The organism is Janthinobacterium sp. BCJ23 (assembly GCF_059617945.1).
Genome location: NZ_JCAQAW010000013.1, coordinates 20,162 through 33,570, shown reverse-complemented (window position 1 = coordinate 33,570; position 13,409 = coordinate 20,162). Strand labels below are relative to the sequence as shown.

Below are 13,409 nucleotides of genomic sequence, written 5' to 3'. Positions count from 1 at the left end.
TCATGCGTCTTCCTTGCCTTGCGACGGCAGCGTTGAGCGCAAGCTGTCGAGCGTAAGGAAGTAGCCGTCGGCGCCGATACGCGTCAGCGCTTCGCCCTTGGCAGCTCGCCGCTTGCGCTCTTTCACCAGGGGTGGACAGGCGTGATCGTCGTAGTACATCACCATGCAGTCCAGGCACAGCATGCATTCCATCTGATCGATTTTGCCTTGGCTGTCGATGGCGTGCGAGCCGCAACCGGCGGCGCAGGCGTGGCAGCTGGTGCATTCTGCCTTGCGCTTCAGACCGAACAGACGGAACTTGCCGGGCAGCGCCAGGCCCGCGCCCATCGGGCACAGGTATTTGCAGTAGGGGCGCTCGCTGAACAGCGACAGGCCCAGAATGGCGCCGATAAAGAGCCAGAATGGCCAGCTGCGGTTCCATACGCCGACCAGGAAAGTGGTCTTGAAGGGTTCGATTTCGGCCAGATGTTCGGCCGTCTCCATTGAGAACAGGGATACGCCGATCAGGCCGAAGAAGATGACGTACTTCAGCCAGCGCAGCTTGTCGTGCAGTGGTTTTGGCAGCAGTTTCTGCCAGCGTTTCAGACCGATGGCGGAACCGAGTTTCAGCATCAGGTGCTGCAGCGAGCCGAATGGACATAACCAGCCGCAGAACAGGCCGCGTCCCCAGATCAGCACCGTGATGATGATGAACCACCAGAACAGGAAGATGAAGGGATCGGACAGGAACAGCTCCCAGCGCCATTGATGGATCAGCGAATGGAGCCAGGTCATGATCTGCGTGATGCTGGGCTGCGCCTTCAGGTAGAAACCGATGAAGCCGGCGCTGATGATCCACAGCACCAGCCGCGGCCAGCTGATCAAAGGCTTGTGCTTGCGCGTCGATGCACGCACCAGCCGGTCGCGTCGTGCGTACCAGATGGCGGTAAACAACAGGGTGGCGACGAAGAAGCCGATTTGCGCAATCCGGTCCAGCCAGATGTTTTGCCACGCCGGGCGCGCCGTCACCACTTTCGGATGGCCGCCTTCCAGATAGCGGGCCGGCAGCCAGTATGTCTGGTCGTAGTGGGTGAAGGTCTTGGCGCCCTTGGCGTCCAACTGATTGACCAGCAGCGTCAGCGTCCAAGGCCACGCCGGATTGAAGTGTTTCGAGCGGACGATGAAGATGCCCGATTCGCGGTATTGGGGCACATCGCCGGGCTGCAGGTGATACAGATTGAGATAGTCGGTATCGCGGAAGGTGTAGGTTTCAGGATCTTGCCGCACCTGGATGCGGTCGTAGATGCCGCCGCGCACAAAGCCCGAGCCCTTGAACGAGGTCTGGCCGCTGGCGATGACGAAGATCGCATGCTCGTCCGGCTTGAGGTCGCGCATCAGGCGCTGGTAGTTGTCCTCGCCCAGCAGGCTGTTGCCCAGCGTCGGCGTGTTGAGGTAGCCGAAGTAGAGATCGATGTAGTCGCCGCGTGCGCTGTCGGCGCCGACTTCGCGCGCGGTGATCGTCAGGCGGCCGACCGAGCCCTCGTCGGCCAGCTTGCCCCAGTTGAGGCGCTCGTCGAGCGGCGTGAAGCGGGCTGGCGGCCGCGCCGCCGCAGTGAAGATGCCGACCTGGCGGCCGATCTCATAGGCGCTGCGGGAAATTACCTGGTTCTCGGCGATGGCCGTCACGGTGGCGCCGCTGATCGCGTCCAATCCCACGCTGCCATCGCCGCCACGGCCAATTTCCAGCCTGGCGTCACCGCGCAGGCCGACATATTGTCCGATGAACTTGAGCAGCGCCGATTCCGGTATGCCGGCCAGCAGGATCGGTTCGGAATGCTTGATCACGCGCACGCCGGTAATGATGCCTGCGGTGTCCATGCCGATCAGTGTAATGACCGGCTTGCCGGAATAGGCGGGAATGTCCACCACGTCGGTTGACAGGAAAACGTAGCCAACGAGCTTGCCGCCGGTGTCCAGCGCTTGCACATAGCGTGGAGAACCCATGCGCTGCGAGAAGCGCTGCGCTTGCGGCATCACGTCGCGGCAGGCGGCATGCGCGCACAGGTCGGCGCCGTGCAACAGTTCGGAGGAAAGTTCAGCGTCGTAGATGTTGGCGGCGGCGATGGGCGGTGCCAGCATAGCCAGTAACATCAAGCACGACGCCAGCGAATTGAACAAGGTTTTTAAAGTAGTCGTCATGAGAATATGCCATGCCGGCTGACGCATCAGCCGGCATGGACTTGCGGGACAACTCAGGCTTCAACCAGGAAACGGCTACGCATTTCCAGATGCAGGGCGTGGCAGAAGTGCGTGCAATACAACCAGAACGCACCGGCGTGATCGGCCTTGAAAGTGACCGACTTGGTTTCCTGCGGATTGACGATAAAGTTGATGTTGTAGGTCGGGATGGCGCAACCGTGGGTTAAATCTTCGACCTTGTCGTAGTTGGTCAGGGTGAGCGTGACTTCATCGCCTTTTTTGACCTTGATGACCGGCATGCTGAACGCCGGCGCTTGCGACATCAGACGCACATGCACCTTGTTGCCCTTGCGCTCGATGCCGGCGTTTTCCGGCGTGACGGCATTCGGGAAGTCGGTCATGGTGTGGATCTGGCGCGTCTTGACCACGTCGCGGCGCACGATAATGCCATCGTGCGGTTCCGGGTAGGCAGTGTGATCGGCTATCAGCTTCATGCTGGCGCCGCTGATGTCCACCAACTGTTCGGTTTCAGGATGCAGCGGGCCGACTGGCAGGAAGCGGTCCTTGGAGAACTTGTTGCCGGAGTTGAGGTATTTGCCGTCAGCTTCCCTGGTTTCACCCATCGATGAGTAGTTATGGCCCGGCTGGTAGTGCACGTCCAGCTTCTCGATGATGACCTTGGCGTTTTTGTCGCCCTTGAACTGGGCAATGGCTGCATCCACATTCCATTTGACGGCTTGGCTGTCGAGGAACAGCGAGGTATAGGCGTTGCCCCTGCCGTCGAAGGCGGTGTGCAGCGGGCCGAGGCCGATTTCCGGTTCGGCCACCACGGTGTCGCGCGGATCCTTGACGTTACCGTCGAACCACTGCAGCACCTTGCTCAATTCAATCACGGTGGCGGTCGGCGACAGCTTGCCGGAGCAGACGAAGTATTTTCCGTCCGGGCTGGCGTTGACGCCATGCGGGTTCTTGCTGACCGGGACGTACAGCGAGATCGCGCTTTTCGGATCGGCGTTGGCAGCCTTGCGGCCATCGACCACGGGGACCTTGGAACTGCCGATGGTGGTGAACTTGCCTGCCTTGACCAAGGCCTCGACGCGTTCGATATGCAGGAACACGCAGGCATCGCGCTCGGCCGCCATCATGCCGTTCAGGTCGGCGGCGTTTTCCACGTTGTACTGGTTGCAGGCGGCCAGCTTGCCGTCGTACGAGGTGGCGCACAGATCCATATTGCCGTCAACGCGCACCTGCCACATCACTTCCATGGTCTCTGCGCTGACGCAGCTGAACAACGCACCCCACTTGTCCGGATTGTCCAGGTCGCGGCCGTCGTTCGGCAGCGGGATATGGAATTCGGCGCCGCAGAACACGCGGGTGGTGTAGTCAATCTTCTGGTCGACCGGATCGCGCTTGTCAGGGAACAGGCCGTGGAAGCCGGCCACATTCGGCAGTTCGGTGATCTTGTCGCATTCCATGGTGTCCATGCGGATGCGCGCCACGCGTGAATGCAGCTTGTCGTTGATGAACAGCCAGCGGCCGTCATACGTGCCGTTCTTGTAGCTGCCGTGGACGTGGTGGGTGTCGCCGGTGATGTATTTCAGCGTGCCGTCGGGCTTGGTGCCGATGATGGCTTTCGATTCATTGGTAATACCCCAGCCGACCATGCAATCGACGTTGAACACCGGGATGCGCTTGAGCGTGCGTCCGGAAGGCAGGCCGAGCACCCGCGCTTCGCCCGAATGGCCGGAACTGATGAAAGCATAGTAGTCGTCCAGCTGGCCTGGCGCGATCTCGGTGCCGTGATGTGCGGCCGGTGCGGCAGCGCTCTTGCCACCGGCGGCAGCTTCCTCCTTGCAGCCGGCCAGGCCCAACGTGACGCCTGCCAGGCCCAGTGCGGCGCTCTTGCCGAGAAAGCCGCGGCGGCTCGACGGCGTGTCGTTGGTGGTATCTATCTTCTTGCTGTCCATCTCTCGTTCTCCATCGTTGCAAAATTATAAACAAGCATTTTACATGCATCTTTTAAAAAAACGATGACGTGGATCAAGCATTTCAGGCAGCGCCGCCGCGATTGCGGCAGTACTTGATCCAGGCACTGTTTTCGTCGTCGCCCCTGATGAGCTGGCCGGCTTGCTATAATCAATCCCGGCAGCGCCTCCGCTGTGCTGGCTCCGGACGTCGCCATAATGACGTTCCCAGTGGTCCGCCCCGGACCGGTCGTCAAGGAGCATTCCCTGTCTTCTCGTCAAGAAAATCTGCACAGCATCTATGCGATGCTGATTGCGGTCGCCATGTTCTCGTGCATGGATACCGCCATGAAGCTGCTGTCTGCCCATTATCCCGCCACGCAGGTCACGGCGATGCGCTCGCTCAGTTCGTTGCCACTGCTGTGCGGCTACATGCTGTACCGCGGTGCGTTCAAGGGCATCTTCCGCATACGCTGGCCAATGCACCTGTTGCGCGCCGCACTCGGCATCGCCATGCTGACCACCTTTGCCTTCGGGCTGAAGTCGCTGTCGCTGGCCGAGGCATATTCGATCTTCTTCATCGCGCCGGCTTTGATCACGGCGCTGTCGGTGTGGGTGCTGAAGGAGCACGTGGGCCGCGGGCAGTGGGTGGCGATTGGCGTCGGCCTGCTGGGCGTGCTGGTGGTGCTGCGCCCCGAAGGCACCGGCTTCCTGTCGCTGGGCGGGCTGGCGATTCTGGTGGCAGCTGCCTGCTACGCCGTGTCGGCCATCAGCGCGCGCGTGCTGGCGCGCACCGACAGCACCGAGGCGATGATGTTCTGGCTGCTGACGCTGATGTCGATTGGCGCAGTAACGCTGGCGTGGAATATCTGGGTGCCTGTGCGTGCCGAACACGGCTCGATCTTGATGGTGCTGGCGCTGTCAGGCTTCTTCGGGCAGTTGGCGATCACCAAGGCCTTCAGCACCGGCAAGGCGTCAATCGTGGCGCCGTTCGAGTACACGGCGCTGGCCTGGGGCGTGGCGATAGACTGGCTGCTGTGGCAGGCGCTGCCGGATCGCTATACCTTGCTTGGCGCGGCGATCATTATCGCCAGCGGCATCTACCTGGTGCGGCGCGAGGCCGTGCATGTGGAAAGTGAGCATCCCTAGCATTTCTTTGCCGGTCAGCATTCCACGCCGCAACTGGATATAATCGTGCCATGTTAAAACAACGCACCATCAAACAACAGGTCCGCACCATCGGTGTCGGTTTGCATTCCGGCACCAAGGTCGAGCTGATCCTGCGTCCTGCCGCGATCGATACGGGCATCGTGTTTCGCCGCATCGACCTCGATCCCATCGTCGAGTTCCCCGCCAGCGCCATGGCCGTGGGCGACACGCGCATGGCTTCCGTGCTGATCAAGGATGGCGCCAGGGTGTCCACCGTGGAGCATCTAATGTCGGCGGCGGCGGGCCTGGGGATCGACAATATGTATATCGACGTGAATGCGGAAGAAATTCCCATCATGGACGGTTCCGCCTCGTCCTTCGTCTACCTGCTGCAGCAGGCTGGCGTGGAAGAGCAGCAGGCGGCGAAGAAATTCATCAAGGTCGTCAAGCCCGTGGAAGTGCGTCACGGCAAGGGTGACGCGGAGAAATGGGCGCGCTTGTCGCCATACGACGGTTTCAAGCTTGATTTCTTCATCGAATTCAACCATCCGGCCGTCGATGGCACGATGCAGCGCGCCTCGGTCGACTTTGGCGACGTGTCCTACGTGCACGACGTGGCGCGCGCGCGTACCTTCGGTTTCATGCAGGACGTGGAAAGCTTGCGCGGCATGGGCCTGGCCCGTGGCGGTTCGCTGGAAAACGCCATCGTCATGGACGAGTACCGCATCCTCAACGCGGATGGCTTGCGCTATGAAGACGAGTTCGTGCGCCACAAGATCCTCGACGCCATCGGCGACCTGTACCTGGTGGGCCACCCCTTGCTCGCCTACTACACGGCGCACAAGTCGGGCCACGCGCTGAACAACCAGCTGCTGCTGGCGCTGCTGGAGCAGCCCGATGCGTATGAAATCGTGTCATTCGACACGAACGAGGCGGCGCCGCAATCCTACCTGCGTCAAATGGAGCGCGAGTGGTCGCTGACGTAGGTTGGATTAGCGGGGCGACGCCCCGCGTAATCCGACAACCATGTTGGCACTGATCGTGGTGTTGTCGGATTACGGCCCGAAGGGCCTAATCCGACCTACGCGATATGCGTTAATTTAGCGCCGTTATTCTCAGTCCTTCGGTTCCCGGTGGTGGCGCACCATGTTGCGCAGCGCCGCGATCAATTGCTCGTTCTGCTTCGACGCGGGCAGGGCCGTGCTCAGCTCTTCCAGGGCCGACATGGCTTTTTCCGGCAAGACCAGCGCCCGCGTATGCACGATGGGCGCGATGCTCTTGATGACTTGCACTTTCAGCTTGATGCCTGAAATCTGCCAGCCCTTTCTTTCCAGTTCCCCTTGCAACTTCGGCAATTGCTGCTTGAGCTTGGCCGCCAGCGCCGCGTTCGGCGTGGCCAGCACCAGTTGGCCGCCTTCGAATTGCAGGATGTCGCAGTGCTCGAACATGGCCGGCAAGGCCTTGGCGCAGTCTTTTTGCAAGGCGGCCAGGCGCGTGACGGTAGGCATCAATGAGGCCATCGTCGCGTTGCCGCGCAGAAAATCGGTTGCGCCCGTGACGGCCGGGCCTGAACGGGCAAAGCCGTAGCCGCGGCGCGGCGCCGGAGAATAAGTGGGAGTTCGCATGGCCGAAACATAGCACACTCGCCCGTGCATGACGAGTGCGGCGGCGGGTGCGGCGCAGGCGGGTGGGCCGTATTGCCTTACAGTATGGAAAATGTCCGCAATTTCTGCCATTTGTTTGTCATTAAGCTATTGTTATATGGCGCATTACCCCAACCATGTCGGGAACGCATGATAAAATCATCGTCTTTTGCCATAGTCGAACTCCGTGCGGTGACGCGATACCTACCTCGTTGTTCCCTACCGAGCTTTTTTTAACGGCGTTTTTTCAAGAATTCAAGCATGTCATTACTGACCCAGATTTTCGGTAGCCGCAACCAGCGGCTGCTCAAGCAATACCAAAAAACGGTACGCGAGATCAATGCGCTCGAGCCGGCCATCGAAAAGCTGTCGGATGCCGAGCTGCAAGCGAAGACGCCTGCCTTCAAGGAACGTATCGCCGCTGGCGAATCGCTCGATGCCTTGTTGCCGGAAGCATTTGCCGTCTGCCGCGAGGCCAGCAAGCGCGTCTTGCGCATGCGCCATTTCGACGTGCAGATGATCGGCGGCATGGTCTTGCATTTCGGTAAGATCGCGGAAATGGGCACGGGCGAGGGCAAGACCCTGATGGCAACCTTGCCAGCCTACCTGAATGCCCTGTCGGGCAAGGGCGTGCATATCGTCACCGTCAATGATTACCTGGCGCAGCGCGATGCCGAGACCATGGGCCGCCTGTATGCATGGCTGGGCCTGTCGACTGGCGTGAACATGTCGCAGATGGAGCACAGCGCCAAGCAGCAGGCGTACAACTCCGACATCACCTATGGCACGAACAATGAATTCGGTTTCGACTTCTTGCGCGACAATATGGTCTACGAAGCGCGCGAACGCGTGCAGCGCAGCCTGAACTTCGGCATCGTCGATGAAGTCGATTCGATCCTGATCGATGAAGCGCGTACGCCGCTGATCATTTCGGGCCAGGCCGAGAACCATACGGACCTGTATCACAAGATCAATGAAGTGCCTGCGCGCCTGACTCTGCAGATCGGCGAAGAAACGCCGGACGGCAAGGGCAAGGTTGATGTGCCGGGCGACTACACCAAGGATGAAAAAGCGCACCAGGTGCTGCTGACGGAAGCGGGCCACGAAAAGGCCGAAGGCATCCTGATGGAAATGGGCCTGCTGCCGGAAGGCGCGTCGCTGTACGATTCGGCCAACATCACCCTCGTGCACCACCTGTATGCTGCCCTGCGCGCGCATGCGCTGTACTTCAAGGATCAGCACTATGTGGTGCAAAACAATGAAGTGGTGATCGTCGATGAATTCACGGGCCGTCTGATGACGGGCCGCCGCTGGTCCGATGGCTTGCACCAGGCCGTCGAAGCGAAAGAAGGCGTCAAGATCCAGAACGAGAACCAGACCCTGGCCTCGATCACCTTCCAGAACTACTTCCGCATGTACGCCAAGCTGGCCGGCATGACCGGTACGGCCGATACCGAAGCGTACGAATTCCAGGAAATCTACGGCCTGGAAACGGTCGTGATCCCGCAAAACCGTCCGCTGCAGCGCAAGGACCGCCAGGATCAGGTCTACAAATCGTCGGCGGAAAAATACAACGCGATGTTGAACGACATCCGCGACTGCTACGAGCGCGGCCAGCCCGTGCTGGTCGGTACGACCTCGATCGAAAACTCGGAACTGCTGTCGGGCATCCTGACCAAGGCCGGTTTGCCGCACAACGTGCTGAACGCGAAGCAGCATGCGCGCGAAGCGGAAATCATCGCCCAGGCAGGCCGTCCGAAAGCCATCACCATCGCCACCAACATGGCCGGTCGCGGTACGGACATCGTGTTGGGCGGTAACGTCGAGAACCAGATCAAATTCATCGAAGCCAATGCTGAACTGAGCGACGCCGACAAGGCAGCGCAGTCGCAGACCTTGCGCGACGAATGGCAATCCCTGCACGACCACGTGGTCAATGCGGGCGGCTTGCACATCATCGGCACCGAACGCCACGAATCGCGCCGCGTCGACAATCAGCTGCGTGGCCGTGCCGGCCGCCAGGGCGATCCCGGTTCGTCGCGCTTCTATTTGTCGCTCGACGACGCGCTGCTGCGCATCTTCGCCGGCGACCGCGTGCGCGCCGTGATGGACCGTTTGAAAATGCCGGAAGGCGAACCGATCGAGGCAGGCATCGTCTCGCGTTCGATCGAATCGGCCCAGCGCAAGGTCGAAGCGCGCAACTTCGACATCCGCAAGCAATTGCTGGAATACGATGACGTCGCCAACGACCAGCGTAAAGTCATCTACCAGCAGCGCAACGAGCTGCTGGAAACGACCGACATCTCGGACATGATCGCTTCCCTGCGCCACGGCGTGTTCACCGACCTGGTACACGAGTACGTGCCGCACGAATCGGTGGAAGAGCAGTGGGATATCAAGGGCCTGGAAAACACCCTGGCCAGCGAATGGCAGCTCGACTTGCCGCTGCAGCAATTGCTGGAAGCCGATTCGACCCTGACGGACGACGAGATCCTGGAAAAAGTGCTGGCCGCGGCCGATGCCGTGTACCAGTCGAAGATCGACATCGTCGGCAAGGAATCGTTTGGCGGCTTCGAGCGCAATGTCATGCTGCAAAGCGTGGACAGCCACTGGCGCGAACACCTGGCGGCACTCGATCACCTGCGCCAGGGTATTCACCTGCGCGGCTATGCGCAGAAGAACCCGAAACAGGAATACAAGCGCGAAGCGTTTGAACTGTTTGGCCAGATGCTCGACATGATCAAGAACGACGTCACGAAACACGTGATGACGGTACGTATCCAGTCGCGCGAAGAAGTCGATGCGGCCGAACAGGCGATGCAGCAGTCGCACGTGGAAAACGTGCACTACCAGCACGCCGAATTCGACCCGAACGCGGCGCCGGAAGAACTGCTGGCGCCTGCGGCCGGCGGCAATATGGACAACGTTGACGACATGAGCGTGAGCATGGGCGTCAAAGTGGGCCGTAACGACCCATGCCCTTGCGGCAGCGGTAAAAAATACAAAGCTTGCCACGGCAAGCTGGCATAAGGCGGTTTGACAGCCTGAACAAAAACGGAGACCGCGGTCTCCGTTTTTTTATGCCTTTTCAATTTGCAGGCGTGCATGTGTGGGCGCGCATGCTCACCGGCGCCGCGAAGGCGCTACAATAGCGCTTCCATTTTCCCTTGCAGAAGAACTCACCATGGCCGTCAATTCTCCCAAGCCCGTCGCCGCCGACTTGAAAGCCGTCGCCGGCATTGAAATCGGTGTTGCCGAAGCCGGCATCAAGAAACCCAACCGCAAGGATTTGCTGGTATTGAAACTGGCGCCGACGGCCACCGTGGCCGGCGTGTTCACATTGAACCGCTTCTGCGCCGCGCCCGTGCAAATTTCGAAAGCCAACCTGGCGGCCGTGACGGCCGGCGCCGCGCCGATCCGCGCGCTGCTGGTCAACACGGGCAACGCGAATGCGGGCACGGGCGAATCGGGTCTGGCCGACGCGCAGGCCAGCTGCGCCGCGCTGGCCGAACTGCTGGGCTGCACGCCGCAGCAAATCCTGCCGTTTTCCACGGGCGTGATCCTCGAACCCTTGCCCGTGCAGCGCCTGGTCGCCGGCTTGCCGCAAGCCGTGGCCGCGCTGACGTCGGATAACTGGTTCTCGGCCGCTGAAGCCATCATGACCACCGACACGCAGCCGAAAGCCGGTTCGCGCACGGTCACCATCGGTGGCCACGCGGTGACCCTGACGGGCATCAGCAAGGGCGCCGGCATGATCAAGCCGAACATGGCCACCATGCTCGGTTTCCTCGCGTTCGACGCCACCGTGGCGCAACCGGTGCTGGACCAGCTGGTGAAACAGGCGGCCGATAAATCGTTCAACTGCATCACCATCGACGGCGACACGTCCACCAATGACTCGTTCATGCTGGTCGCCACGGGCGCCGGCAGCCTGGTCATCGATTCCATCGACTCGCCGCACTATGCGGAACTGGCCGCAGCCGTCACCGAGCTGTCGACCTTTCTGGCACAAGCCATCGTGCGCGATGGCGAAGGCGCGACCAAGTTCATGACCGTGACCGTGGAAGACGGCCGCAACGTGGAAGAGTGCCGCAAGATCGCCTATTCCATCGCCCATTCGCCGCTGGTGAAAACGGCGTTCTTCGCGTCCGACCCGAACCTGGGCCGCATCCTGGCCGCCATCGGCTATGCGGGCGTGGACGATCTGGACGTGGGCCAATTGAATCTGTACCTGGACGACGTGTGGGTGGCCAAGAATGGCGGCCGCAACCCCGACTACCAGGAACAGGATGGCCAGCGCGTGATGCAGCAAAGCGAAATCACCATCCGCGTCAAGCTGGCGCGCGGCGATGCCACGGCCACCCTGTGGACGTGCGACCTGTCGCATGACTACGTGTCGATCAACGCCGACTACCGCTCATGACCGGCCTCGATCAATTCCTGATCCGCGCCGAGCGGGTGCTGGCGCGCCTCGAGTCGATCTTGCCGCCGGCCTTGCCGGCAACCGACTGGAACAGCTTTGCGTTCCGCTGGCGCCGGCGCCAGGGCGCGCTGCCTTATTTGCAGGCCGTGGCCCACGTGTCGAACATCGCGTTGGACGACTTGCACAATATCGGCACGCAAAAAGCGCAGATCGAGCAGAACACGCGCCAGTTCGTCGCTAAGCGTCCGGCCAACAACGTGCTGCTGACGGGCGCGCGCGGCACGGGCAAGTCGTCGCTGATCAAGGCATGCCTGAACCAGTTCGCCGACCAGGGCCTGCGCCTGATCGAAGTCGACAAGGCGGACCTGGCCGACTTGCCCGACATCGTCGACCTGGTGGCGGCACGCCCCGAGCGCTTTATCATCTTTTGCGACGACCTGTCGTTCGAAGAGGGCGAGAGCGGCTACAAGGCGCTGAAAGTGGCGCTCGACGGCAGCATCGCCGCGCAATCGGACAACGTGCTGATCTACGCCACCTCGAACCGCCGTCACCTGATGCCGGAACGGATGTCGGACAACACGAGCTACAAGACGGACGACGATGGCGATCTGCACCCGGGCGAGACGGTGGAAGAGAAAATCTCGCTGTCCGAACGCTTCGGCCTGTGGCTGTCGTTCTATCCGTTCAAGCAGGATGATTACCTCGATATCGCGGCCCATTGGCTCGCCTCGTTCGGTTGCACGCCGGAGCAGATCGCGGCAGCGCGTGGCGATGCCCTGCGCTGGGCCTTGCAGCGCGGTTCCCGGTCGGGCCGGGTGGCGTGGCAATTTGCGCGAGATTATGCGGGGAAACTTCCTGCGGGAAAGTTGCCGCAATGAGCGAAGTGAAAATCAAACCGGTCGACGTCGCCGTCGGCATCCTGATGAAGCCGAATGGCGACGTGCTGCTGGGCCAGCGTCCGGCCGGCAAGCCGTATGACGGCTATTGGGAATTTCCTGGCGGTAAAGTCGAGCCTGGCGAAGCCATTTTTGATGCCTTGAAACGTGAGTTTGTCGAGGAACTGGGCTTGCATATCGACAGTGCCGAAGCCTGGTGCGGCGTCGAATATGTGTATCCGCACGCCCATGTGCGCCTGCATTTCTATATCAGCCGCGAATGGCGGGGCGAGCCGCAAAGCCTGGAAGGACAGGCGTTCGCCTGGCAGGGCACGGTCGGCGTGGAACCCTTGCTGCCGGCCACCATTCCCCTGCTGGAATGGTTAAATGAGGTACGCCGGGAATCGCTGGCACCTGCTTAATCCTTACTTGTGCCAGCGGGCAGCAGCATGCTGCGTGCTGGCGCAAGCTTTCCTGTGACTCTCCTTGTATAGTCGGCGCTTTGCGCTACAGTGCTTTCATCAAGCACCGGGAGTTTCGCATGCCGCTGACACTGACCTTTACCGATACCGATGAATTGCTGATTGCCGCCTTGCACAAGCGTGCCCGCGCGCATGGGCGCAGCATCGAGGACGAGCACCGCGACATCTTGCGCAGCGCCTTGCGGCCGCTGCCGAAGCGTCCGCTCGACGATATTTTGCGCAGCATGCCCGACGTGGGCTTCGATGCGGATTTCGAGCGCCGCCCCTGAGCCATGCCGGCTTACCTGGTCGATACGGATGTAATCGTTGCCGCGCGCAAGGGGAGCGCCGCGCCGGCGGGCGTGGCCGATTTTTTCGAGCGGGTGGCGCCCGAGGCGCGCTATGTGCCGGTGCAGGTGGTCGCCCAATTGCGCGCAGGCATACAGTGCTGCTGGCGGCGCGAAGCGGCGCTGGAAGCACTGGCGCTGGAAGGCTGGCTGGAAGCCGTGCTGGCGGAATATGCGCCGCGGCTGCTGGAATTCGACCTCGATTGTGCGCTCGTATGCGCGCGTCTGCATAGCCGCGGCCACGCGCATGGCGTCGATGGACAGATCGCGGCGATGGGCATCGCCTATGGCTTGACGGTGGTCAGTGGCAGGCTCGACAGTTTCGTAGCGCAGGGGCTGCGCCTGGAAAATCCGTTTAGTTGAGGCTCA

Annotated in this window: 11 protein-coding genes; 8 read left to right on the top strand and 3 right to left on the bottom strand. The window is 61.2% G+C overall.

All coding sequences use genetic code 11. The annotated features are described in order from the left end of the window. Positions 1–2,178, bottom strand: a complete 2,178-nt coding sequence (locus AC54AG_RS27250) for a NosR/NirI family protein (protein WP_257620597.1) — start codon at positions 2,176–2,178, stop codon at positions 1–3. Between the two features lie 53 nt (positions 2,179–2,231). Next, positions 2,232–4,145: a TAT-dependent nitrous-oxide reductase gene (gene nosZ / locus AC54AG_RS27245; RefSeq protein WP_034748840.1), complete on the bottom strand. Its 1,914-nt coding sequence runs from the start codon at positions 4,143–4,145 to the stop codon at positions 2,232–2,234. Positions 4,146–4,448: 303 nt separating this feature from the next. Here nosZ and AC54AG_RS27240 point away from each other — a divergent pair, with 303 nt between their 5' ends. Together AC54AG_RS27240 and lpxC are read left to right on the top strand one after the other, a co-directional pair. Continuing rightward, the gene (locus tag AC54AG_RS27240; RefSeq protein WP_034748837.1) at positions 4,449–5,291 is read left to right on the top strand and encodes a DMT family transporter; all 843 of its coding nucleotides are present in this window, start codon (positions 4,449–4,451) and stop codon (positions 5,289–5,291) included. A 50-nt stretch (positions 5,292–5,341) separates the two neighbouring features. Beyond that, positions 5,342–6,277, top strand: coding sequence for a UDP-3-O-acyl-N-acetylglucosamine deacetylase (lpxC, locus tag AC54AG_RS27235; protein WP_034748834.1), 936 nt, complete (start codon positions 5,342–5,344; stop codon positions 6,275–6,277). Between the two features lie 129 nt (positions 6,278–6,406). Here lpxC and AC54AG_RS27230 read toward each other — a convergent pair whose 3' ends face one another. Continuing rightward, on the bottom strand, positions 6,407–6,916 hold the full coding sequence (locus tag AC54AG_RS27230; RefSeq protein ID WP_034748833.1) for a DciA family protein: 510 nt from the start codon (positions 6,914–6,916) through the stop codon (positions 6,407–6,409). 279 nt (positions 6,917–7,195) lie between these two features. Here AC54AG_RS27230 and secA point away from each other — a divergent pair, with 279 nt between their 5' ends. The 6 genes from secA to AC54AG_RS27200 all read left to right on the top strand — a co-directional run bounded on the left by secA (position 7,196) and on the right by AC54AG_RS27200 (position 13,403). Then, positions 7,196–9,964: a preprotein translocase subunit SecA gene (gene secA / locus AC54AG_RS27225; RefSeq protein WP_219330132.1), complete on the top strand. Its 2,769-nt coding sequence runs from the start codon at positions 7,196–7,198 to the stop codon at positions 9,962–9,964. Between the two features lie 154 nt (positions 9,965–10,118). Then, positions 10,119–11,357, top strand: a complete 1,239-nt coding sequence (gene argJ, locus AC54AG_RS27220) for a bifunctional glutamate N-acetyltransferase/amino-acid acetyltransferase ArgJ (protein WP_034784989.1) — start codon at positions 10,119–10,121, stop codon at positions 11,355–11,357. Next, positions 11,354–12,235 (top strand): ATP-binding protein, encoded by an 882-nt coding sequence (locus tag AC54AG_RS27215; protein WP_070305647.1) that lies wholly within the window; start codon positions 11,354–11,356, stop codon positions 12,233–12,235. Before argJ ends, AC54AG_RS27215 begins: the two co-directional genes overlap by 4 nt. Continuing rightward, a complete protein-coding gene (locus tag AC54AG_RS27210) occupies positions 12,232–12,654 on the top strand; it encodes an NUDIX domain-containing protein (RefSeq protein WP_070305645.1) in 423 nt (140 codons plus the stop codon). The genes AC54AG_RS27215 and AC54AG_RS27210 overlap by 4 nt, the downstream gene beginning before the upstream one ends. Positions 12,655–12,773: 119 nt before the next feature. Then, entirely contained in the window at positions 12,774–12,983 is a 210-nt protein-coding gene (locus AC54AG_RS27205) for a FitA-like ribbon-helix-helix domain-containing protein (RefSeq protein ID WP_034748820.1), read from the top strand. A gap of 3 nt (positions 12,984–12,986) precedes the next feature. Next, complete coding sequence (locus tag AC54AG_RS27200) at positions 12,987–13,403, top strand: PIN domain-containing protein (protein WP_496632451.1); 417 nt, start codon at positions 12,987–12,989, stop codon at positions 13,401–13,403. Positions 13,404–13,409: the final 6 nt, after the last annotated feature.